The organism is Pseudomonas sp. GW821-FHT03C07 (genome assembly GCF_059420925.1).
Genome location: NZ_JBWKUQ010000030.1, coordinates 33,776 through 54,936, shown reverse-complemented (window position 1 = coordinate 54,936; position 21,161 = coordinate 33,776). Strand labels below are relative to the sequence as shown.

Sequence of the window (21,161 nt, the reverse complement as noted above, 5' to 3'; positions counted from 1 at the left end):
CCTTAAGACGAGTGTGTGAGGCCATTTCAGGCCTGGCCATAATCGCGGGCGCCAAACAGCGCGGTACCGATCCGCACCCAGGTGGCGCCTTGGGCAATGGCCGACTCGAGATCGTGGCTCATGCCCATGGAAAGTGTGTCGAGCGGCAGGTGGAGGCTGTCTTGCAAAGTCCGCACGGTGGCGAACGCGGCGTCTTGTTCGGCACGCTCTTCGGTCGGTTCGGGGATCGCCATCAGTCCGCGCAGGGTCAGGTTCGGCAAGGCGCTGATGGCTGCGGCGAGTGCCGGCAGGTCGGCCGGGGTGCAGCCGGACTTGCTGGCCTCGCCACTGACGTTGACCTGGATGCAGATATTCAACGGCGCCAGGTTGGCCGGGCGTTGTTCGGACAGGCGTTGTGCGATTTTCAGGCGATCCACGGAGTGCACCCAGTCGAAATGCTCGGCAATGGCGCGAGTCTTGTTCGATTGAATGGGGCCGATGAAGTGCCAGCACAAGGGCAGGTCGGTCAATTCCGCCTGTTTGCCCAGGGCTTCCTGCAGGTAATTCTCGCCGAAGTCCCGCAGGCCGGCGGCATGGGCTTCGCGCACGGCGGCGGCGGGCTTGGTCTTGCTCACGGCGAGCAGGCCGATGCTGGCACCGTCACGGCCAGCGGCCTGTGCGGCGGCAGCGATGCGGGCTGCAACGGCGGTGATGTTGTCTGCTATCGTGGTCATTCAAATTCGCCAGCAGGTCAAAAGTCTGCGGCATTCTACCTGTATTGGGGAGTCTCATGGATATCACCGAGCTGCTGGCCTTTAGCGCCAAACAGGGCGCGTCGGACTTGCACCTCTCGGCGGGCCTGCCGCCGATGATCCGGGTCGACGGCGATGTCCGGCGGATCAACCTGCCGGCGCTGGACCACAAGCAGGTCCACGACCTGATCTACGACATCATGAACGACCGTCAGCGCAAGGACTACGAGGAGTTCCTGGAGACCGACTTCTCCTTCGAGGTGCCGGGTGTGGCGCGCTTCCGGGTCAACGCCTTCAACCACAACCGGGGTTCGGGCGCGGTGTTCCGCACCATTCCCTCGAAAGTCCTGACCATGAGCGACCTGGGCATGGGCGAGGTGTTCCGCAAGATCACCGAGGTGCCGCGCGGGCTGGTGCTGGTGACCGGGCCGACCGGTTCGGGCAAGTCGACCACCCTGGCGGCGATGATCGATCACCTGAACAACAACAAGCATCACCATATCCTGACCATCGAGGACCCGATCGAGTTCGTCCACGAATCGAAGAAGTGCCTGGTCAACCAGCGTGAAGTGCATCGCGACACCCAGAGTTTCGCCGCGGCCCTGCGTTCGGCCCTGCGTGAGGACCCGGATGTGATTCTGGTAGGCGAGATGCGCGACCTGGAAACCATCCGCCTGGCGCTGACCGCTGCGGAAACCGGTCACCTGGTGTTCGGCACGCTGCACACCACCTCGGCGGCCAAGACCATCGACCGGGTGGTCGACGTGTTTCCGGCACAAGAGAAGTCCATGGTCCGCTCGATGCTCTCCGAATCCCTGCAGGCGGTGGTTTCCCAGAGCCTGTTGAAGAAGGTTGGCGGCGGGCGGATCGCCGCCCACGAGATCATGCTCGGTACCCCGGCGATCCGTAACCTGATCCGCGAGGACAAAGTGGCGCAGATGTATTCCTCGATCCAGACCGGCGGTTCGCTGGGCATGCAGACCCTGGACATGTGCCTCAAGGACCTGCTGAGCAAGGGCCTGATCACCCGTGACAACGCCCGGGAGAAGGCCAAGATCCCGGACAACTTCTGACGTAAACCCCACGAGCTTCTACGCTGTCACACACGTGTGTGCCTGATTCGACGCGGAGAAGCTCATGGAGTTCGAGAAACTGCTGCGCCTGATGGTCGAGAAGGGCGCTTCCGACCTGTTTATCACCCCGGGCCTGCCGCCGTCGTTGAAGGTCAATGGGCAGATCCTGCCGGTGACCCGCGCCCCGCTGACCCAGGAGCAGACCCAGGACGCGGTGTTCGGGCTGATGACCGAGCGTCAGAAGCTCGACTTCACCCACCTGCACGAATGCAATTTCGCCATCCATCCCAAGGGCGTGGGGCGTTTCCGCGTCAGTGCCTTTTACCAGCGCAGCCAACCGGGCATGGTGTTGCGGCGCATCGAAACGCGGATTCCCGAGTTGGCAACGCTGAAACTACCGCCGGCCATCGAGCAATTGGCGCTGCTCAAACGTGGGCTGGTGATGCTGGTCGGGGCGACCGGGACCGGTAAGTCGACCACCCTGGCGGCGATGATCGGCCACCGCAATCAACAGGGCAGCGGCCATATTGTCACGGTCGAAGATCCCATCGAATTTGTCCACGAACACCAGAACTGCATCATTACCCAGCGCGAAGTGGGGATCGACACCGATTCCTATGAAGTGGCACTGAAAAACACCCTGCGCCAGGCCCCGGACCTGATCATGATCGGCGAAGTGCGTACCCGGGAAACCATGGGCCACGCCCTGTCCTTCGCGGAAACCGGGCACCTGTGCCTGGCGACCCTGCACGCGCCGAATGCCGACCAGGCGCTGGAGCGGATCATCAACTTCTTTCCCGTGGACCGGCATCCGCAGATCTGGATGGAGCTGTCACTCAACCTGCGGGCGATTGTCGCCCAGCAGTTGATTCCGACCCAGGATGGCCAGGGGCGGCGCGCGGTGGTGGAGGTGTTGCTGAATACGCCGTTGATGGCCGACCTGATTCGCAAGGGCGAGATCAAGGAGCTCAAGGCGTTGATGAAGCGTTCGACCGAACAGGGTATGCAGACCCTGGACCAGGCGTTGTATGCGTTGTATCGGGAGGGCGCGATCAGCTATCGCGATGCGCTGGCGTACGCCGACTCAGCCAATGACTTGCGGCTGATGATCAAGCTGGAGAAGGGGGCGGGTGGCGAAGGGGCGGATAGCTTGAGCCTGGGGCCGGCCTAGCAGCCTTGTGGTGGCTGTTCTGGCCTCTTCGCGGCGGTGCGGCGGTCCGACAAGCTCCGCTCCCACAGGTTTTCAGTCGTACATAAGACTCAGGCACGACTCAAATCTAGTGTGGGAGCGGAGCTTGCCCGCGAAGAGGCCCTTGAGAGCGCCCAAAGCTTCACAGGCACACCTCCAATCCGATCAGCGCTGCACAACCTGCATATGATTCTGCTCTTTCGGGATCACCCGCTTGGCAATCACGTAATGGCTGTCCCAGTAGGGTTTCTTCAGCGTGTCGATGCTCACCGACTTGCCGCGACGCGGCGCGTGGATAAACCGGTCGTTGCCCAGGTAGATGGCCACGTGGTTGACCTTGCGGCTCTTGAGGGTGAAGAACAGCAGGTCGCCAGGCTTGAGGTCCTTGCGCGCGACTTTCTGCCCGTGGCCGGCGGCCATGGCATTGGAGGTACGCGGCAGGTCACTGGCGGCTACGCCGTTGAAGGCATACTTGACCAGGCCGCTGCAGTCGAAGCCCTTGCTCGGGCTGCTGCCGCCCCAACGGTACGGCGTTCCCAACACATTCACCGCACGGCTGAGCACGGCGCTGCTCTGCTTGGCGTTCGGTGCGGCCGGATTGATCGCCGCGACGGTATTATGATGGGCTTTGCCATGGCTGCTGTGCTTGCCAGGGCGCTTGACGACAGGTGCTGTCAGATCGGTAGCATGGGCAACGGAAACCGGTGATTTGGCAGTGTGACCGTTGACGGAAGGAAGACGTTGCTCACGGTTGGTGGCGTGGGCGGCCAGTGGCATTAATAGGCAAATGGTTAGCCATGTCTTGAAAAATGGTCGCATTAGGCAAGGCTCTAAATAGGTGATCGCGCAACTTTATAACAGCTTTTTGGTCACTTCTGGCCCCGTTTGTCGAATCAATACAGGGGTTTAAAATGGCCAGAGGCTGTGGAATCCGACCCGTGGGTCACGTGAAAGTCAGGCCCCACAAGGCTTTCAGCGATTTTCGGTAAGGGTTTGTTACATGTTTTGAGACAGTAAAAAAGTCACACGAAATTACGAAATATTTATCTATCGGGCTCGGAGAAGGCGTTGATGAACACCTATCGGCAGGACGGCACACCCGTGAATACCCACAACGTTTTACTCGGGTATTTGCTGTGGATTTTTGGTTTTACCGGTTCACACCGCTTCTATTACGGCAAGCCGATCACTGGGACGATCTGGTTTTTCACCTTTGGGGTGTTCGGCATCGGTTGGTTGATCGACGTGTTTCTGATTCCGAGCATGGATCGCGAGGCGGACCTGCGTTTCACCGCCGGGCCGCTGGACTATAACGTCGCCTGGTTGCTGCTGACGTTCCTGGGGCTGCTCGGTGTGCATCGGATGTACATGGGCAAATGGCTGACCGGGTTGCTCTATCTGGTAACGGGTGGGTTGTTGGGGTTGGGGGTGCTGTATGACTTCTGGACGCTGAATGACCAAGTGTCGTTGAGGAACAGCGGGCGGGGTTGAACACGGCCCCCTCACTGTAGGAGCGAGCTTGCTCGCGATGGTGGTTCAGACACCCCGGGGGATCAGATACCCCGCGTCATCGTTGACGTCCATCGCGAGCAAGCTCGCTCCTACAGGGGGGCGGATCAGGCCTGGTGCGTGATGCGCCCATCCATCAGCGTATAACGCACGCTCCCCGGCAACGCATGGCCGAGGAACGGGCAGTTCTCGCCCTTGGACAACCAGTGCTCACCGGCCACGGTCGAGGTGCTCGGGTCGAACAGCACCAGGTCCGCCGCCGCGCCCACCGCCAGCTTGCCCGCTGGCAGGCGCAAGGCCTCGGCAGGACCGGCGCTCAGGCGCTGGAGCAGGGTTGGCAGGTCCAGCAGGCCATCCTCCACCAGGGTCAGCGCCAGCGGTAGCAACAGCTCGACGCTGCTGATGCCCGGCTCGGTCTCGCCGAACGGCGCCAGCTTGGCGTCGCGCTCATGGGGCTGGTGATGGCTGGAGATGGCGCTCACCACCCCGGACTTCACCGCCGCGCGCAAACCGTCGCGGTCGGCGCGGGTGCGCAGCGGTGGTTGCACGTGATAGAGGCTGGAGAAGTCGATCAGCGCTTCGTCGGTCAGGATCAGCTGGTACAGGGCCACATCGGCGGTCACTGGCAAGCCACGGGCCTGGGCCTGGGCGATCAGAGCCACGCCACGGGCACTGGTCAGCTGGCTGAAGTGCGCACGCACGCCGCTCTGCTCCACCAGCAGCAGGTCCCGGGCCAGGGCCACTGTCTCGGCGGTTTCCGGAATCCCCGGCAAACCGAGGAAGCTGGCGGTAGGGCCTTCGTGGGCCAGGCCACCGTCGGCCAGATCATGCTCCTGGGAGTGGAAAATCACCGTCAGGTCGAAAGTCGCCGCATATTCCAGCGCCCGGCACAGGGTGCGGCTGTTGCGGAAACTCTCCAGGCCGTTGCCGAACGCTACGCAACCGGCATCGCGCAAGGCCACCAGCTCGGCCAGTTGCTCGCCCTCCAGGCCCTTGCTCAGGGCGCCGATAGGAAACACCTTGGTGTTGCCGGCTTCGCGGGCGCGGTCGAGGATCAGTTCGGCCACCGCCGAGGTGTCCAGCACCGGCTTGGTCTTGGGCGGGCAGCACAGGCTGGTGACGCCGCCGGCCGCCGCCGCGCGGGTTTCGCTGGCGATACTGCCCTTGCGACTGTAGCCCGGCTCACGCAGGGATACGTTCAGGTCCACCAGCCCGGGGGCGGCCACCAGCCCCTTGGCGTCAATCACTTCAACGGCGGCGAAACCCTCCGGGGCCGCGCCGATGCCCACCAGCTTGCCGGCTTCGAGGTGCAGGTCGGTCACTTGATCCAGGCCGCTGCTCGGATCGATGACGCGGGCGCCAAGTATGCTGAGTTTCACTGGGCGTTCTCCTGGTCGAATTGGCGCTGGGCGGTCTGCCCGCTCATGGCCATGGACAGCACGGCCATGCGTACGGCAATGCCGTAGGTGACTTGATTGAGGATGACTGAATGGGGACCGTCGGCCACCGCCGATTCGATCTCCACGCCACGGTTGATCGGGCCCGGGTGCATGACAATGGCATCCGGCTTGGCACCGGCCAGGCGCGCGGTGGTCAGGCCGAACAGGCGGTAGAACTCGCCTTCGCTGGGCAGCAGGCCACCGGTCATGCGTTCACGCTGCAGGCGCAGCATGATCACCACATCGACGTCCTTCAGGCCTTCGGCCAGGTCGGTGTAGACCTTCACCCCGTATTGTTCGATGCCGATCGGCAGCAAGGTCTTCGGCGCGATCACGCGGATATCCGGGCAGCCGAGGGTCTTGAGCGCGAGCATGTTCGAACGCGCCACCCGCGAGTGCAGGATGTCGCCGACGATGGCCACCGAGAGGTTTTCGAAGCTGCCCTTGTGCCGACGGATAGTCAGCATGTCGAGCATGCCCTGGGTCGGGTGCGCGTGGCGGCCGTCGCCGCCGTTGATGATCGCCACCTGCGGGCAGACGTGCTCGGCAATGAAGTGCGCGGCACCGGAGTCGCCGTGGCGCACGACGAACATGTCAGCGGCCATGGCCTCGAGGTTGCGCAGGGTGTCGAGCAGGGTTTCGCCCTTGCTCGCCGAGGAAGTGGACACGTTCAAGGTGATCACGTCGGCCGACAACCGCTGGGCGGCCATTTCAAAGGTGGTGCGGGTGCGGGTCGAGTTCTCGAAGAACACGTTGCACACGGTCTTGCCGCGCAGCAGCGGGACTTTTTTCACGGCCCGGGCGCCGACTTCGAGGAAGGAGTCGGCGGTGTCGAGGATTTCGGTCAACAACTCGCGGCGCAGGCCGTCGAGCGACAGGAAGTGGCGCAGCTGGCCCTGATCATTGAGCTGCAGCGGGCGCTTGGCGTCTAGAGGCGTCATCGCAAAGGACTCTTAAGGGGCGAGGTCTTGAAGTTCGAGTTGGAGCGGCGCGGGGCCGGACAATTTTACCCGTTCCGTGGGAGCCAGCGACAGTGTTGCACCGACCACATTGGGGCGGATCGGCAATTCGGCGGCATCGAGGTCGAGCAGGCTGACCAGCGTCACGCTGGCCGGGCGGCCGTAGTCGAAGAGTTCATTGAGGGCGGCGCGGATGGTCCGGCCGCTCATCAGCACGTCGTCGATCAGCACCAGGTGCTGGCCTTCGATCTCGAACGGCAGTTCGGACGGGCGCACCTGTGGGTGCAGGCCGTTCTGGCTGAAATCGTCGCGGTAGAAGGACACATCCAGGGTACCCAGGGGCGATGCGCTGCCGAGGGCCTTGAGCAGCGCCTGGGCCACCCACACGCCGCCGGTACGGATACCGATGAAACGTGGCTCGACAATGCCGCGTTTGCTCAGGTGGGCGTTGAGATCGACGGCCATCTGGCTGATCAGGTCGGCGGGATTGGGCAGGCTCATGGTTGCTCCTTCAAGGGCCCTTGCGGGGAATCAAGGCGAGGGTGAAACGTTCGGGCACCGCCGCAGTTCAGGATTCGGCGGGCGTCGGGTGTTCTTCGATCCAGCTTTGCAGCAGCAGCTTGGCGGCGATGGCGTCCACCGGGTTGTCGCGATAGGTGCCTTTCTGGCCGCCCCGGGCCATGCGTTCGCCCTTGGCTTCGAAAGTGGTCAGGCGTTCGTCCTGGGTGAAGAACGGCAGGTTGTAGCGACCGTTGAGCCGGCGGGCGAATTTCTCCGCCCGGACGCACATGTCGCTGGGCGTGCCATCCATGTTCAGCGGCAGGCCGACCACCACGGCGTCGGGTTTCCATTCCTTGATCAGGGCTTCGACCTGGTTCCAGTCGGGAATACCGTTCTGCGCTTTCAGGGTGCACAGCTCGCGGGCTTGCCCGGTGATCATCTGGCCGACGGCGACGCCGATCTGTTTGGTGCCGTAGTCGAAACCCAGCAGCAGGCGGATGGCGGCCATCAGGCGTGCCCCGCCTGGCTGGTGAGCAAACTGAGGTTGATGCCCAGGTGCGCGGCGGCGGCGGCCAGGCGTGCGTCGCTGTCGGTTTCGAAGAGGATGTCCGCGGAGAACGGGCAGGTCAGCCAGGCGTTGTCGGCCAGTTCCGCTTCCAGCTGCCCGGCTTCCCAACCGGCGTAGCCGAGGGCGATCAGGCTGCGCGACGGGCCGTCGCCGTCGGCAATGGCAAACAGCACGTCCTGGGAGGTGGACAGCGCCAGGCCTTCCAGTTCGACGGTGGCCTGGTAGGTCTTGCCGATGGGGTGCAGGACAAAACCGCGGTCGGTCTGCACCGGGCCGCCGGTATAGATCGGCACATGCTGGCAGAGGGCCGGCGGCTCGATGTCCGGACGCAGCTGTTCAAGGATATCGGCCAGGCTCAGCGATTGTGGGCGGTTGATCACCAGCCCCATGGCACCGTTCGCGCTGTGCTCGACTATATAAGTGACGGTCTGCGCGAAATTCGGGTCGGCCATATGCGGCATGGCGATCAGGAAGTGATGCTTGAGGTACATCGGGGTGAGGTTTTTCATGAGCCCTAGTGTGGCTGTGGGCGGCCGACCTGACAAGCGGATCAAGCGCTTGATGCGGCACGCTTGCACTTCGGGCGCGGAACCTGTGGGAGCGGAGCTTGCCCGCGAAGGCGCCCTTGATATCGCTAAAAGCTTCGCGGCGGTGCGGCGATCCGACAAGCTCCGCTCCCACAGGTTCGAGGCCCGCCAGGGGAATTCAATTGGATGCGGTCAATTGCTGGAAAGCTTGTCGCCCCGGGCAAAACGCCAGGTACGGATGATTTCCAGGCGGTCGATGTCCGACAGGTCGCCGGTAAAGGGCGCGAACGGAGCCGCCAGGCGCACGATCCGTTGCGCCGCCTGGTCCAGCAGCGGCTGCCCGGAGGATTCGAGCACCAGCACTTCATACAGCGAGCCGTCGCGGTTGATCGAGACCATCAGCCGCAAGTTGCCGTAGATCTGCTGGCGCCGGGCTTCTTCGGGGTAATTGAGGTTGCCGATGCGCTCGACCTTTTTGCGCCAGTCATCCTTGTACCAGGCGCCCTTGTCGCGCATGGTCGAGGCCGCGCTCAAGCGATGAATGCGCGGGCGTTTGGCGTACAGCTGTTGTTCCTTGGCCAGTTCCGCTTCGAGGCTGGCGATGTCGCTGGTCAGTTGCGAGCTGTCGAATGTCGGGGCCTGTTCCTGGGGCGCCGCCTCGGTCTTGACCTGTTCATGCTTGATCACGGCTTTCTTCGGCTTCGGCGCCACCGTGGTGACCACCGCTTTCGGCGCCGCTTCCGTCACTTCCTGCTTGGCCGGCGGTGGCGGGGTGACCTGGTTGATGCTGTTGTCCTGGAATGGCGCGACCTCGGTGGTCTTGGGAATCGCCTTTTTATCCAGGGTACCGCTGCCCTGCTGGTTGTCCTGGGCAAGGAAGTCGGCCTTTTCCGGCGGCTTCTCGCTCTTGAAGGTGGACAGGGTGATTTCCAGGGTCTTGCTGATCTGCTTGGGTTCGATAAAGGTGAAACCCACGCCGAGGAGCAGTGCCAGGTGGAGCAGCGCCGCGAGGAAAAGTGTGAAGCCGAGCCGATCCGCCGGGCGTACGCCGGCGCGGGAAAGTTCGGGAGGCAGATCGGCGGGAAGCGTCATGACCAGGAAACCAACATCGCACGTATCAAGAGCCCGGCATGATAACGCAATGTTGGTTTTTTCTCGGCTGTTCTACATCAACGGGCTTGCAGCTTGCGCTCAATGGCATCCATCAGCAGACCGCCGATATCGGTACCAAAGGCGTTGTCGATTTCGCGGATGCAGGTCGGGCTGGTGACGTTGATTTCCGTCAGGTGCTCACCGATTACGTCGAGGCCGACGAACAGCAGGCCTTTTTCGCGCAAGGTCGGGCCGACCTGGGCGGCGATCCAGCGATCACGCTCGGTCAGTGGACGGGCTTCGCCACGACCACCGGCCGCCAGGTTGCCGCGGGTTTCGCCGGCCGCGGGGATCCGCGCCAGGCAGTACGGCACCGGCTCGCCATCGACCATCAGGATGCGCTTGTCGCCGTCCTTGATCCCCGGCAGGTAGGCCTGGGCCATGATCTGCTGGTTGCCCAGGGCGGTCAGGGTCTCGAGGATCACCGACAGGTTCGGATCGCCGACCCGGTGGCGGAAGATCGAGGTACCGCCCATGCCGTCCAGCGGCTTGAGGATGACATCGCCATGCTTGGCGGCAAACTCGCGCAACACATCGGCGCGCCGGCTGACCAGGGTCGCCGGCGTGCACTGCGGGAACTGGGTGGCGAAGAGCTTTTCATTGCAATCGCGCAGGCTCTGCGGCTTGTTGACCACCAGCACCCCGGCGCGCTCGGCCTGTTCCAGCAGGTAGGTGGAGTAGACGAACTCCATGTCGAAGGGCGGGTCCTTGCGCATCAGGATCACATCCAGGTCGCTCAAGGCCGTGTCGGTCTCGGCTTCCAGTTCGAACCAGTGCTCGGGGTTGGCGAACACTTTCAGCGGCCGCATCCGCGCCCGCGCCACGCCGGCATCCTGGTACAGATCCTGCTGTTCCATGTAGAACAGGGTCCAGCCGCGCGCCTGGGCGGCCAGCAACATCGCCAGGGAACTGTCCTTTTTATAGGAAATGTTGGCGATGGGGTCCATGACAATCCCGAGACGAACGCTCATGGGCTATATCCTCTATGGGCCGTGATGGCCGAAATGGCTTGAAAAAGTGGCGTCAGAGTGGCGCTACACCGATTCCCGGTCAAGGAAAAACCGCCGGTCCCGGTGGGGTCGGGGGCGGTTGATAGATTGCATCTTGAGACTGTGCTAAAAAGGCTCGCATACCGCTCGAAGCGCTTACACATCAAGGGCTTCGCGCCTGAAAAGCGCTTAAATGCAGTCAATCGAGTCGCTGTGGCGATGGTAGAGCAGATATGGAACAGCATTCCACAGCCTTGAAAGTGATGGTCATCGACGACTCCAAGACGATTCGCCGAACCGCCGAGACGCTGTTGAAACACGTGGGTTGCGAAGTGATCACGGCCATCGACGGCTTCGATGCGCTGGCCAAGATCGCCGATCATCATCCGGGTATCATCTTCGTCGACATCATGATGCCGCGCCTGGATGGCTACCAGACCTGCGCCCTGATCAAGAACAACCGTGCGTTCAAGTCCACGCCGGTAATCATGCTGTCTTCCAAGGACGGCCTGTTCGACAAGGCCAAGGGGCGTATCGTCGGTTCTGATCAGTTTTTGACCAAGCCGTTCAGCAAGGAAGAACTGCTGGCCGCGATCAAGGCCCATGTGCCGGGGTTCGCGGCGGTAGAACAAGCACATTGACGGTCGGCCGCCTGGCCGCCCGTCTTATAAGCAGTGGGGAACACCATGGCACGTATCCTGATCGTCGATGATTCGCCGACTGAAATGTACAAACTGACCGGCATGCTGGAAAAGCACGGTCATGAGGTGCTCAAGGCCGAGAACGGTGCCGATGGCGTGGCCCTGGCCCGCCAGGAAAAGCCCGACGCGGTGTTGATGGACATCGTCATGCCGGGCCTCAATGGCTTCCAGGCCACCCGGCAACTGACCAAGGACAGTGAAACCAGTCATATCCCGGTGATCATCATCACCACCAAGGATCAGGAAACCGACAAGGTCTGGGGCACGCGCCAGGGCGCCCGCGACTACCTGACCAAACCGGTGGAGGAAGACACCCTGATCAAGACCCTGAACAGCGTCCTCGCCGGCTGACGGCCCGCGCCCATGAGCCCATCGCAGACCGCCTTTCAGTTGCTGCTGGAAATCGACCAGCGCTGTCGCCTGCTGGCGGCCGACCTGCCGTCGCAGCAGGCCCGTCAGGACACCTGGAGCGGGATCGGCTTCCGCCTTGGCGAGCACTGGTATGTGGCGCCGATGGGCGAAGTCGGCGAAGTCCTGCACGAGCCGCGCCACACCCTGTTGCCAGGGGTGAAACCTTGGGTCAAGGGCGTGGCCAACCTGCGCGGGCGCCTGCTGCCGATCATGGACCTGTGTGGTTTTTTCGGCCATGAGCTTTGCGCGTTGCGCAAGCAGCGGCGGGTGCTGGTGGTGGAGTATAAAGACGTGTTCGCCGGCCTGATGGTGGACGAAGTGGCCGGCCTGCAGCACTTTCCCCAAGGTGGGCAGCAGGGGCTTTCGCTCCCGCCGCCGGATGCGGCGGTGGCGCCCTTTGTCCAGGGCCGTTTCGAGCGTGAACGCAGTTGGTGGGTGTTCAGCCCGTTTGCCCTGGCGCAGGCGCCGGGGTTTCTGGATGTGGCCTTACAGGCAGGGGCCTGATCGATGACAAACGCTAAAACCGGCAAACCGTTGGAGGCTTCGCGCAGTCGTTCGCAGATCATCGTGCTGTTTATCGCCCTGATCGTGTTCATCATGCTGCTGTTCGCCAACTTCGCCTACCTGAACACCCAGTCCACCTACGACAAGCAATACATCAGCCATGCCGGCGAGCTGCGGGTGCTGTCCCAGCGTATCGCCAAGAACGCCACGGAAGCCGCTTCCGGCAAGGCTGCGGCGTTCAAGCTGCTGAGCGATGCGCGCAACGATTTCGCCCAGCGTTGGGGTTACCTGAAGAAAGGCGACCCGGCCACCGGTCTGCCCGCCGCGCCACCCGTGGTGCGCACGGAAATGCACGCGGTGCAGCAGGACTGGGAAAACCTGCTGCGCAACACCGACGCCATCCTCGCCAGCGAACAGACCGTGCTGTCGTTGCACCAGGTGGCCGCGACCCTGGCCGAAACCGTGCCGCAGTTGCAGGTCGAATACGAAAAGGTCGTGGAGATCCTCCTGCAACGCGGCGCCCCGGCGGCGCAAGTGGCCATGGCCCAGCGCCAGTCGTTGCTTGCCGAGCGGATCCTTGGCGCGGTGAACACGGTACTGGCCGGCGACGAAACCTCATCCCAGGCCGCCGATGCCTTCGGTCGCGACGCGGCGCGTTTCGGCCAGGTCCTCAACGGCATGCTCCAGGGCAATGCGACCCTGAAGATCACCCAGGTCGAAGACAAGGACGCCCGCGCCCGCCTGGGGGATATCGCCGAGCTGTTCGAGTTCGTCTCCGGCTCGGTGGATGAAATCCTCGAAACCTCGCCGCAGTTGTTCCAGGTCCGCGAATCGGCCGGGAATATCTTCAGCCTGTCGCAAACCCTGCTGGACGAAGCCTCGCATCTGGCCAATGGTTTTGAAAACCTCGCCGGCGAACGCTCCCTGGACACCATTGGCGGTTATGTCCTCGGCCTGCTGGCCCTGACCTCGATCATCCTGATCGGCCTGGTGATGGTCCGCGAAACCAACCGGCAACTGCACGAGACCGCCGAGAAGAACGAGCGCAACCAACACGCGATCATGCGCCTGCTGGACGAAATCGAGGACCTGGCCGACGGCGACCTGACCGTCACCGCCTCGGTCACCGAAGATTTCACCGGGACCATTGCCGACTCCATCAATTATTCCGTCGACCAGTTGCGCGATCTGGTGGCCACCATCAACCTCACCGCCGGCCAGGTTGCCGCCGCCGTGCAGGAAACCCAGGCCACCGCGATGCAACTGGCCGAGGCCTCCGAACACCAGGCCCAGCAGATTTCCGAAGCGTCCACCGCCATCAGCGACATGGCCGAGTCCATTGACCAGGTCTCGGCCAACGCCGCCGAGTCGTCGGCGGTGGCCGAGCGCTCGGTGGAAATCGCCAACAAGGGCAACGAGGTGGTGCACAACACCATCCACGGCATGGACAACATTCGCGAACAGATCCAGGACACCGCCAAGCGGATCAAACGCCTCGGTGAGTCCTCCCAGGAAATCGGCGATATCGTCAGCCTGATCGACGACATCGCCGACCAGACCAACATCCTCGCCCTCAACGCGGCAATCCAGGCCTCCATGGCTGGCGATGCCGGGCGCGGTTTCGCGGTGGTGGCCGATGAAGTCCAGCGCCTGGCGGAGCGTTCGTCGGCGGCGACCCGGCAGATCGAAACCCTGGTGCGGGCGATCCAGACCGACACCAACGAGGCGGTGATCTCCATGGAGCAGACCACCACCGAAGTGGTGCGCGGCGCGCGGCTGGCGCAGGATGCCGGGGTGGCCCTGGAAGAGATCGAAGGCGTGTCCAAGACCCTGGCGGCGCTGATCCAGAGCATCTCCAACGCGGCCCAGCAACAGACCTCGTCGGCCGGGCAGATCTCGTTGACCATGAACGTGATCCAGCAAATCACCAGCCAGACGTCGTCCGGCTCGACCGCCACCGCCGAGAGCATCGGCAACCTGGCGAAAATGGCCAGCCAACTGCGGCGCTCGGTCTCCGGCTTCACCCTGCCCGCGGCGCCAGATGCGCGTGAAACCCGTTAGTGGAGTCGTCATGAGCGATCAGCACGACTATGTGGCCCTCGAATGGGTCAAGGGCGAAATCGCCGATACCCTGAAACAGGCGCGCCAGGCTCTGGATGCCTTCGATGAGCCGCTGCATGCGGCCCAGGACATCGCCGAGTGCCTGGAATGCATTCACCAGGTCCATGGCAGCTTGCAGATGGTCGAGTTCTACGGCGCGGCCCTGCTCGCCGAAGAAACCGAAGCCCTGGCCCTGGCCGTGCAACAAGGGCGGGTGGTCGATCTGCCGGAAGCGTTGAAATTGCTGCGCCAGGCCCTGGGCCAGATGCCGCTGTATCTGGATCGGGTCCACAGTGCGCGCCGTGATCTGCCGTTGGTGGTGCTGCCGCTGCTCAACGACCTGCGCAGCGCCCGCGGTGAAAGCCTGCTGTCGGAAACCAGCCTGTTCAGCCCGACGCTGCCGGAGGTACCGCCGCTGGACGAGGCCACCCTCGCCGAACTGACCCCGGCGGAACTGCCGGCCTTGTTGCGCAAGCTGCGGCAAATGCTGCAGACCGCGCTGGTTGGCTTGCTGCGCGAACAGGACGATGAGACTAACCTCGGCTATATGGCCAAGGTTTTCGTGCGTCTGGAAAGCCTCTGCCTGGCGGCGCCGTTGGGCGCGCTCTGGCAAGTGGCTTCGGCGCTGGTCGAGGGCATGCTCGCCGGGGTCATCGCCAACAGCCCGGCGCTGCGCAGCCTGCTCAAGGATTCCGACAAGGAACTCAAGCGCCTGCTGGAGCAGGGCATTATCGGAATCAACCAGCCGGCCCCGGAAGAATTGCTCAAGAGCCTATTGTTCTATATCGCCAAGGCGCAACAGCCGACGGCGCAGATGCTCGCCCTGAAAGAACGTTATGGCCTCGATGAAGCCCTGCCCGACACGGCGGTGGTCGACGAAGAACGGGCACGCCTGGCCGGTCCGGACCGCGATGCCATGCGTTCGGTGGTCGCGGCGCTGTGCGAGGAACTGGTGCGGGTCAAGGAACGCCTGGACCTGTTCGTGCGTGGCGACCGCCAGCACACCGACGAACTGTCGAGCTTGCTGGCGCCCTTGCGGCAGATCGCCGATACCCTGGCGGTGCTCGGCTTCGGCCAGCCGCGCAAGGTCATTATCGACCAGACAGCGGTGGTCCTGGGCCTGGTCCAGGGCCAGCGCGAGCCGAATGACGCGGTGCTGATGGACGTCGCTGGGGCCTTGCTCTACGTCGAGGCGACCCTGGCCGGGATGATCGGCACCGTGGAGCCGGAAAGCCGCGAAGAAAGCCGCCTGCCGACCACCGATCTGACCCAGATCCACCAGTTGGTGGTCAAGGAATCGCGGATCTGCCTGCAACAGGCCAAGGACCTGATCATCGAGTACATCGATGCCGACTGGGACCGCGAGCGCCTGCTGCCCTTGCCCGAGCTGCTGACCCAGGTCCGTGGCGCCTTGTCGATGATTCCCCTCGGCCGGGCCGCGAGCTTGCTGGAAACCTGTAATCGCTATATCCACGATCATCTGTTGCACGACCCGCAGCCGCCGTCCTGGCAGCAACTCGACCGCCTGGCCGATGCCCTGACCAGCATCGAGTACTACCTCGAACGTTTGGGCGAAGACCACGAGGCCCCGGGTGAGCGGGTGCTGGATATGGCCGAGGAAAGCCTTGACGCTCTCGGCTATACGCCTGCCGAGCAGGACGTGCCGGTGCTCGAGGATGTCCTGAGCCCCAACGAAGCCCTGGTGATGCAGGATTTGCAGACGCTGGACAACCCACGGGTGGTGCAGTCGCTGGCCGATGTCCTGGCCAGCCCGGTGTCCGTCCTCAACCCGCCGGCCCGCCAGGTCCCGGGCAGCCTGCTGCCGCCACCGGACGACGAGGCGCCGGTGGACGATGAGTTGCGTGAAGTCTTCCTTGAAGAATGCGCGGAAGTGCTCGATGTGCTGCGCGAATACCTGCCGCGCTGGGCGCTGAATACCGAGAGCAAATCGGCCCTGACCGAGTTGCGCCGTGCTTTCCATACGCTCAAGGGCAGCGGCCGGATGGTCCGGGCGCTGGTGCTGGGCGAACTGGCCTGGGCCGTGGAGAACCTGCTCAACCGCGTGCTCGAACACAGCGTCGTGGCCGATGCGCCGGTTCACCAATTGCTCGACGATGTGCTGCGGGTGTTGCCGGAACTGGTCAGCGAGTTTGCCGGACAGGCCCAGCGTCAGCGCGACGATGTCGACCTGTTGGCCGCCCGCGCCCATGAGTTGGCGGGTTCGGGTGAGGCCAGGAGCGGAGAGGAGGGCGAAACCGCGGATGAGTCCATCGACCGGCAGTTGCTGGAGATTTTCCGCAACGAGGCCGAGACCCACCTGGACAGCCTCAACCATTTCCTCGAACAGGCCACCGAACATTTGCCACTGGCCGCCAGCGACGAACTGCAAAGGGCCTTGCATACCCTCAAGGGCAGCGCCTACGTCGCGGGCGTGCGGCCGATCGCCGAACTGGCGGCACCGTTTTATCACCTGGTGCGTGAGTTCAAGGCCCATCTGTTGCCACTGGACCTGGATGAGGTCGAGTTGCTGCTGGAGGCCGAGGTCCTGTTGCACCAAGGGTTGAAGCAACTGGCGGACGATCCGCTGGCGGCCATCGATGGCGCCCCGGAGCTGATCCGGCGTGCCGAGGCGCTGCTCGCGGCCCGGCTGGAGTCCCTGCTCAGCGTTTCCAGCAGCACCAAGCGTGATCCGCAACTGATCAATAATTTCCTGGCGCAGGGCATGGACATCCTGCTGGACGCGGAAAACCTGCTGCTGCGCTGGCAACAGCACCCCGGCGAGCGGCAGGAACTCAACGAGTTGCTCGACGAACTGACCACCCTCGGCCAGGGCGCCCACAGTGCCGACCTGCACCCGGTGGACGAACTCTGCGAAGCCTTGCTCGACCTGTACGGCGCGGTCGAAGAAAGCAGCCTGGCGGTCAGCGAGCGGTTTTTCCATGAGGCGCAGAACGCCCATGAAGCGTTGATCAATATGTTCGACGAACTGGCCGCCGGCCAGGAAATCAAGGCGCGGCCGGAACGGCTCCGGGCGCTGCGCGAGCTGCTCGACGAGGCTCTCGACCCATCCGCCACCGGGTTGATCAAGACCGATGGCAGCCGCGCCCTGAGCATCGCCGAACTGGGCGCCGCCACCGCTGAAGCGAGCCAGGCTCTTGATGAAGTGGAGCTCGACGATGAGATCGTGGTGATCTTCCTCGAAGAGGCTGCGGATATCCTCGACAGTGCCGGCGCGGCCCTGCTGCGCTGGCTCGACGAGCCGGACAACGCCACGCCGCTGCTGTCCCTGCAACGGGATCTGCACACCCTCAAGGGCGGCGCGCGGATGGCCGAGATCGGCCCGGTGGGCGATCTGGCCCACGAGCTGGAAAATCTCTATGAAGGGCTGGTGGACCGGCGCTTCAGTCATTCTCCCGAACTGGCGCTGCTGTTGCAGAAAAGCCATGACCGCCTGGCGGTCCTGCTCGACCAGCTCCAGGGGCATCAGCCCCTGGGCGATCCGAGTGCGCTGATCGAGAGCTTGCGCCTGTTCCGCCAGGGCAGCAGTGCGCCGCCGGAAGTCAGCGAAGCCATCGAAGCGCCGGAGTCCGTGACCAGCAACGACCCGGAGTTGTTGGAGATCTTCCTCGAAGAAGGCTTCGACATCCTCGAAAGCTCCGGCGCGGCCTTGCTGCGCTGGCAGGCTGAGCCGGCGAATCGCCAGGACGTGGAAACCCTGTTGCGCGACCTGCATACCCTCAAGGGCAGTGCGCGCATGGTGGAAATCGTGCCGATCGGCGACCTGGCCCATGAGCTGGAGTTTCTCTACGAAGGGCTGTCGGCGGGCCTGCTGCAACCGAGTATCGAGCTATTCGGCTTGTTACAGGCCGGCCACGATCGGTTGGCGCAGATGCTCGACGCGGTGCATGCCGAACAGCCAGTGCTACCCGCCGCTGCGCTGATCCAGGATATCCAGGCGTTTGGCCGACAGTCGCCGGTCAACCTGCCGGCCCTGGCCCCGGTTGTCGCGCCGGCAGCGCCCAAGCCCGAGGCGCCGACGGTCGCCGAGGCCGAGCGGGCGGCCCAGGATATGGTCAAGGTCTCGGCGGATGTGCTCGAAGACCTGGTCAACCTGGCGGGCGAAACCTCGATCTTCCGTGGCCGTATCGAACAGCAGGTCAACGATGCCAGGATCGCGCTCAACGAAATGGAGACCACCATCGAGCGTATGCGCGACCAGCTGCGCCGCCTCGACACCGAGACCCAGGGGCGGATCCTCAGCCGCCAGCAGGTGGAAGCCGAGCGCCTGGGTTATGAAGAGTTCGATCCGCTGGAAATGGACCGGCATTCGCAGTTGCAGCAATTGTCGCGGGCTTTGTTCGAATCCGCCTCCGACTTGCTGGATATCAAGGAAACCCTGGCCGGGCGCAACCAGGATGCGGAAAACCTGCTGGCGCAACAGGCGCGGGTCAACACCCAGTTGCAGGAAGGCCTGATGCGTACGCGCATGGTGCCGTTCGAGCGCCTGGTGCCGCGTCTCAAGCGCATCGTCCGGCAGGTGGCGGGGGAGTTGGGCAAGGAGGTCGATTTCGTCGTCGGCAATGCCGAGGGCGAGATGGACCGCAATGTGCTGGAGCGCATGGTCGCGCCCCTGGAGCATATGTTGCGCAATGCCGTCGACCACGGGCTGGAAAATGCCGAAGGCCGGCGTGCCGCCGGCAAGCCGGAGCAGGGGCTGATCACTTTGGACCTGTCCCACGAAGGCGGTGACATTGTCTTCGATATTCGTGACGACGGTGCCGGGGTGCCGCTCGAAGCGGTGCGGCGCAAGGCGATCAAGCGCGGGCTGCTGGAGCCGGACATGCCGATCAGCGATCGCGACGTGTTGCAGTTCATCCTCCAGCCGGGCTTTTCCACGGCGGAAAAAATCACCCAGATTTCTGGGCGCGGGGTGGGCATGGACGTGGTCCATGAAGAGGTGCGGCAACTGGGCGGCAGCATGCGCATCGATTCCATCCCGGGGCAGGGCGTGCACTTCCAGATCCGCCTGCCGTTCAGCGTCTCGGTGAACCGTGCGTTGATGGTGCAGTGCGCCGACGAGCAATACGCGGTGCCGTTGAACACCGTCGAAGGGCTGGTGCGGGTGCTGCCGGGTGAGCTGGAAAGCTATTACCAACTGGATCCGCCGCGCTACGAGTACGCCGGACAGACCTACGAACTGTGTTATCTCGGTGAGCTGTTGCAAACCGTGGGTAAACCGAAGTTGCTCGGCCAGAACCTGGCGCTGCCGGTGTTGCTGGTGCACTGCAACGACCAGCGCATGGCGCTGCAAGTGGACGCCCTGGCCGGGTCGCGGGAAATCGTGGTGAAGAACCTCGGGCCACAGTTCGCCGCGGTACCGGGGTTGTCGGGGGCGACTATCCTTGGCGACGGTCGCGTGGTGTTGATTCTCGATTTGATCGCCCATGTACGCAACGCCTTGGCGCGGCCGCCGGTACCGTCCATGTCCAGTGGCAACGGCGTGGATGCGACGCCGCTGCGTCCGACCCTGGTCATGGTGGTGGACGACTCGGTCACCGTGCGCAAGGTCACCAGTCGCTTGTTGGAGCGCAACGGCATGAACGTGCTGACGGCCAAGGATGGGGTGGATGCCATGATGTTGCTGGAGGAGCACACCCCGGACCTGATGCTGTTGGACATTGAAATGCCGCGCATGGATGGTTTCGAAGTGGCGACGCGGATCCGCAACGATGCGCGGCTCAAGGATCTGCCGATCATCATGATCACCTCGCGCACCGGCCAGAAACATCGCGACCGGGCCATGGCCATTGGCGTCAACGAATACCTGGGCAAGCCGTACCAGGAGTCGGCGTTGCTGGAAAGCATCGCCCATTGGAGCCAGCTTCATGCATGAGCACAGCACCAGCAGCCTGACGGGCTTGATGCTGCCGTTGGCGGACCGTTACCTGTTGTTGCCCAATGTCGCGGTGGCGGAGTTGATCGACTACCAGCGCGGCGAGCCGGCCAGTGATGCGCCGCCGTGGTACCTGCGGCAGGTGACCTGGCGTAATCAGCAATTGCCGCTGATCAGCTTCGAGGCGGCCTGCGGCTGTCCGCTGGCGGTGGGCGATCGGGCACGGATCGTGGTGCTCAATGCCCTCGGCGGGCGGCCGGAATTGAAGTTCATCGCGCTGGTGATCCAGGGGATTCCGCGTTCGTACAAGCTCGATAGCCAGCTGAGTTTTGTCGATGTGCCGCTGTGCCGGTTCGAGAAGGCCGCGGTGCAGGTCGGTGAGTGGGTGGCGAAGGTACCGGACCTGCTGGGGTTGGAGCAGTTGGTGTTGGAGTCCGGGTTGGCCTGACAACCCGGACTCTGGCGTAACGGCCGCCGGGCCCTTCGTGGGTAACCAAGATAGGGCCGAGAGTGGTGCCATTTGCCGGGCTCGGTATCAGGCTCTATTATCGAATTATTGAGCCAGTCGTGTCGTCTTTCTGTAGTAATCGTGAGCGTGATCCATGGGGCTTCCCCTGATTCCGGCTTTTGAACGCGGTAGTCGAAAGTGATTATGTAGTAGGCTTTCCTGTCCTCTTCGCTCTCAAAGGTAAATTCTTTCCAGAGCGACGCCTGAATTTTTGACGGATGCCCGGGATCCGTTTCCAACTTGCCCGTCCAGAAAGTATTCGGGCCTTTTTCTTCTTTATCGGTCTTGAGCTGTCCACCGGGTAATCCCCGTCCGTTTTGCCAGCCATTCCAATTTCCATCCGTGAAATCGGTAAAATCATTAAAGCGCTTCATGTTCGTTTCTCCGTTTACAGGCGCTTTTGACCC

18 protein-coding genes are annotated in these 21,161 nt (G+C 63.3%); 9 read left to right on the top strand and 9 right to left on the bottom strand.

Annotated features, from left to right (window positions below):
- Positions 1-26: 26 nt before the first annotated feature.
- Positions 27-713: a YggS family pyridoxal phosphate-dependent enzyme gene (locus AC07VG_RS32010; RefSeq protein ID WP_494999929.1), complete on the bottom strand. Its 687-nt coding sequence runs from the start codon at positions 711-713 to the stop codon at positions 27-29.
- A gap of 56 nt (positions 714-769) precedes the next feature.
- Between AC07VG_RS32010 and AC07VG_RS32005 the strand changes: the two genes are divergently transcribed.
- Positions 770-1,804 carry a type IV pilus twitching motility protein PilT gene (locus tag AC07VG_RS32005; RefSeq protein WP_248806771.1) on the top strand — a complete coding sequence of 345 codons (1,035 nt, stop codon included), beginning with the start codon at positions 770-772 and terminating at the stop codon, positions 1,802-1,804.
- A gap of 64 nt (positions 1,805-1,868) precedes the next feature.
- On the top strand, positions 1,869-2,975 hold the full coding sequence (locus tag AC07VG_RS32000; RefSeq protein ID WP_494999928.1) for a PilT/PilU family type 4a pilus ATPase: 1,107 nt from the start codon (positions 1,869-1,871) through the stop codon (positions 2,973-2,975).
- A 183-nt stretch (positions 2,976-3,158) separates the two neighbouring features.
- Here the strand turns inward: AC07VG_RS32000 and AC07VG_RS31995 are convergent, their stop codons facing one another.
- Complete coding sequence (locus AC07VG_RS31995; RefSeq protein ID WP_494999927.1) at positions 3,159-3,812, bottom strand: C40 family peptidase; 654 nt, start codon at positions 3,810-3,812, stop codon at positions 3,159-3,161.
- Between the two features lie 252 nt (positions 3,813-4,064).
- On the opposite strand from AC07VG_RS31995, the gene AC07VG_RS31990 reads away from it, so the two are divergent.
- Positions 4,065-4,484, top strand: coding sequence for a TM2 domain-containing protein (locus AC07VG_RS31990; protein WP_191489448.1), 420 nt, complete (start codon positions 4,065-4,067; stop codon positions 4,482-4,484).
- A gap of 125 nt (positions 4,485-4,609) precedes the next feature.
- Here AC07VG_RS31990 and AC07VG_RS31985 read toward each other — a convergent pair whose 3' ends face one another.
- The 7 genes from AC07VG_RS31985 to gshB all read right to left on the bottom strand — a co-directional run bounded on the left by AC07VG_RS31985 (position 4,610) and on the right by gshB (position 10,619).
- Positions 4,610-5,881: a dihydroorotase gene (locus AC07VG_RS31985; protein WP_495022470.1), complete on the bottom strand. Its 1,272-nt coding sequence runs from the start codon at positions 5,879-5,881 to the stop codon at positions 4,610-4,612.
- On the bottom strand, positions 5,878-6,882 hold the full coding sequence (locus AC07VG_RS31980; RefSeq protein WP_494999925.1) for an aspartate carbamoyltransferase catalytic subunit: 1,005 nt from the start codon (positions 6,880-6,882) through the stop codon (positions 5,878-5,880). Before AC07VG_RS31980 ends, AC07VG_RS31985 begins: the two co-directional genes overlap by 4 nt.
- A 12-nt stretch (positions 6,883-6,894) precedes the next feature.
- The gene (gene pyrR / locus AC07VG_RS31975; protein ID WP_494999924.1) at positions 6,895-7,401 is read right to left on the bottom strand and encodes a bifunctional pyr operon transcriptional regulator/uracil phosphoribosyltransferase PyrR; all 507 of its coding nucleotides are present in this window, start codon (positions 7,399-7,401) and stop codon (positions 6,895-6,897) included.
- 67 nt (positions 7,402-7,468) lie between these two features.
- Positions 7,469-7,909 carry a Holliday junction resolvase RuvX gene (gene ruvX / locus AC07VG_RS31970; protein ID WP_494999923.1) on the bottom strand — a complete coding sequence of 147 codons (441 nt, stop codon included), beginning with the start codon at positions 7,907-7,909 and terminating at the stop codon, positions 7,469-7,471.
- Positions 7,909-8,478 (bottom strand): YqgE/AlgH family protein, encoded by a 570-nt coding sequence (locus AC07VG_RS31965; protein WP_494999922.1) that lies wholly within the window; start codon positions 8,476-8,478, stop codon positions 7,909-7,911. Before AC07VG_RS31965 ends, ruvX begins: the two co-directional genes overlap by 1 nt.
- A 210-nt stretch (positions 8,479-8,688) precedes the next feature.
- Positions 8,689-9,588, bottom strand: a complete 900-nt coding sequence (locus tag AC07VG_RS31960; protein WP_494999921.1) for an energy transducer TonB — start codon at positions 9,586-9,588, stop codon at positions 8,689-8,691.
- 77 nt (positions 9,589-9,665) lie between these two features.
- The gene (gene gshB, locus AC07VG_RS31955) at positions 9,666-10,619 is read right to left on the bottom strand and encodes a glutathione synthase (protein ID WP_494999920.1); all 954 of its coding nucleotides are present in this window, start codon (positions 10,617-10,619) and stop codon (positions 9,666-9,668) included.
- Positions 10,620-10,870: 251 nt separating this feature from the next.
- On the opposite strand from gshB, the gene pilG reads away from it, so the two are divergent.
- The 6 genes from pilG to AC07VG_RS31925 are packed head-to-tail and all read left to right on the top strand — an operon-like array spanning position 10,871 to position 20,694.
- Positions 10,871-11,278: a twitching motility response regulator PilG gene (gene pilG / locus AC07VG_RS31950; protein ID WP_100944626.1), complete on the top strand. Its 408-nt coding sequence runs from the start codon at positions 10,871-10,873 to the stop codon at positions 11,276-11,278.
- A gap of 45 nt (positions 11,279-11,323) precedes the next feature.
- Positions 11,324-11,689 (top strand): twitching motility response regulator PilH, encoded by a 366-nt coding sequence (gene pilH, locus AC07VG_RS31945; RefSeq protein ID WP_191489457.1) that lies wholly within the window; start codon positions 11,324-11,326, stop codon positions 11,687-11,689.
- Between the two features lie 12 nt (positions 11,690-11,701).
- Positions 11,702-12,253: a chemotaxis protein CheW gene (locus AC07VG_RS31940; protein ID WP_494999919.1), complete on the top strand. Its 552-nt coding sequence runs from the start codon at positions 11,702-11,704 to the stop codon at positions 12,251-12,253.
- A gap of 3 nt (positions 12,254-12,256) precedes the next feature.
- A complete protein-coding gene (locus AC07VG_RS31935; protein WP_494999918.1) occupies positions 12,257-14,314 on the top strand; it encodes a methyl-accepting chemotaxis protein in 2,058 nt (685 codons plus the stop codon).
- 10 nt (positions 14,315-14,324) lie between these two features.
- Positions 14,325-20,246 carry an Hpt domain-containing protein gene (locus AC07VG_RS31930; RefSeq protein ID WP_495022469.1) on the top strand — a complete coding sequence of 1,974 codons (5,922 nt, stop codon included), beginning with the start codon at positions 14,325-14,327 and terminating at the stop codon, positions 20,244-20,246.
- Positions 20,239-20,694, top strand: a complete 456-nt coding sequence (locus tag AC07VG_RS31925; RefSeq protein WP_494999916.1) for a chemotaxis protein CheW — start codon at positions 20,239-20,241, stop codon at positions 20,692-20,694. The genes AC07VG_RS31930 and AC07VG_RS31925 overlap by 8 nt, the downstream gene beginning before the upstream one ends.
- The last annotated feature ends 467 nt before the right edge of the window (positions 20,695-21,161 follow it).

What these genes read in the sequence shown, in the direction of transcription:
- AC07VG_RS32010 (WP_494999929.1), bottom strand. Translation starts at nt 713, where the DNA reads ATGACCACGATAGCAGACAACATCACCGCCGTTGCAGCCCGCATCGCT.
- AC07VG_RS32005 (WP_248806771.1), top strand. Translation starts at nt 770, where the DNA reads ATGGATATCACCGAGCTGCTGGCCTTTAGCGCCAAACAGGGCGCGTCG.
- AC07VG_RS32000 (WP_494999928.1), top strand. Translation starts at nt 1,869, where the DNA reads ATGGAGTTCGAGAAACTGCTGCGCCTGATGGTCGAGAAGGGCGCTTCC.
- AC07VG_RS31995 (WP_494999927.1), bottom strand. Translation starts at nt 3,812, where the DNA reads ATGCGACCATTTTTCAAGACATGGCTAACCATTTGCCTATTAATGCCA.
- AC07VG_RS31990 (WP_191489448.1), top strand. Translation starts at nt 4,065, where the DNA reads ATGAACACCTATCGGCAGGACGGCACACCCGTGAATACCCACAACGTT.
- AC07VG_RS31980 (WP_494999925.1), bottom strand. Translation starts at nt 6,882, where the DNA reads ATGACGCCTCTAGACGCCAAGCGCCCGCTGCAGCTCAATGATCAGGGC.
- pyrR (WP_494999924.1), bottom strand. Translation starts at nt 7,401, where the DNA reads ATGAGCCTGCCCAATCCCGCCGACCTGATCAGCCAGATGGCCGTCGAT.
- ruvX (WP_494999923.1), bottom strand. Translation starts at nt 7,909, where the DNA reads ATGGCCGCCATCCGCCTGCTGCTGGGTTTCGACTACGGCACCAAACAG.
- AC07VG_RS31965 (WP_494999922.1), bottom strand. Translation starts at nt 8,478, where the DNA reads ATGAAAAACCTCACCCCGATGTACCTCAAGCATCACTTCCTGATCGCC.
- AC07VG_RS31960 (WP_494999921.1), bottom strand. Translation starts at nt 9,588, where the DNA reads ATGACGCTTCCCGCCGATCTGCCTCCCGAACTTTCCCGCGCCGGCGTA.
- gshB (WP_494999920.1), bottom strand. Translation starts at nt 10,619, where the DNA reads ATGAGCGTTCGTCTCGGGATTGTCATGGACCCCATCGCCAACATTTCC.
- pilG (WP_100944626.1), top strand. Translation starts at nt 10,871, where the DNA reads ATGGAACAGCATTCCACAGCCTTGAAAGTGATGGTCATCGACGACTCC.
- pilH (WP_191489457.1), top strand. Translation starts at nt 11,324, where the DNA reads ATGGCACGTATCCTGATCGTCGATGATTCGCCGACTGAAATGTACAAA.
- AC07VG_RS31940 (WP_494999919.1), top strand. Translation starts at nt 11,702, where the DNA reads ATGAGCCCATCGCAGACCGCCTTTCAGTTGCTGCTGGAAATCGACCAG.
- AC07VG_RS31935 (WP_494999918.1), top strand. Translation starts at nt 12,257, where the DNA reads ATGACAAACGCTAAAACCGGCAAACCGTTGGAGGCTTCGCGCAGTCGT.
- AC07VG_RS31930 (WP_495022469.1), top strand. Translation starts at nt 14,325, where the DNA reads ATGAGCGATCAGCACGACTATGTGGCCCTCGAATGGGTCAAGGGCGAA.
- AC07VG_RS31925 (WP_494999916.1), top strand. Translation starts at nt 20,239, where the DNA reads ATGCATGAGCACAGCACCAGCAGCCTGACGGGCTTGATGCTGCCGTTG.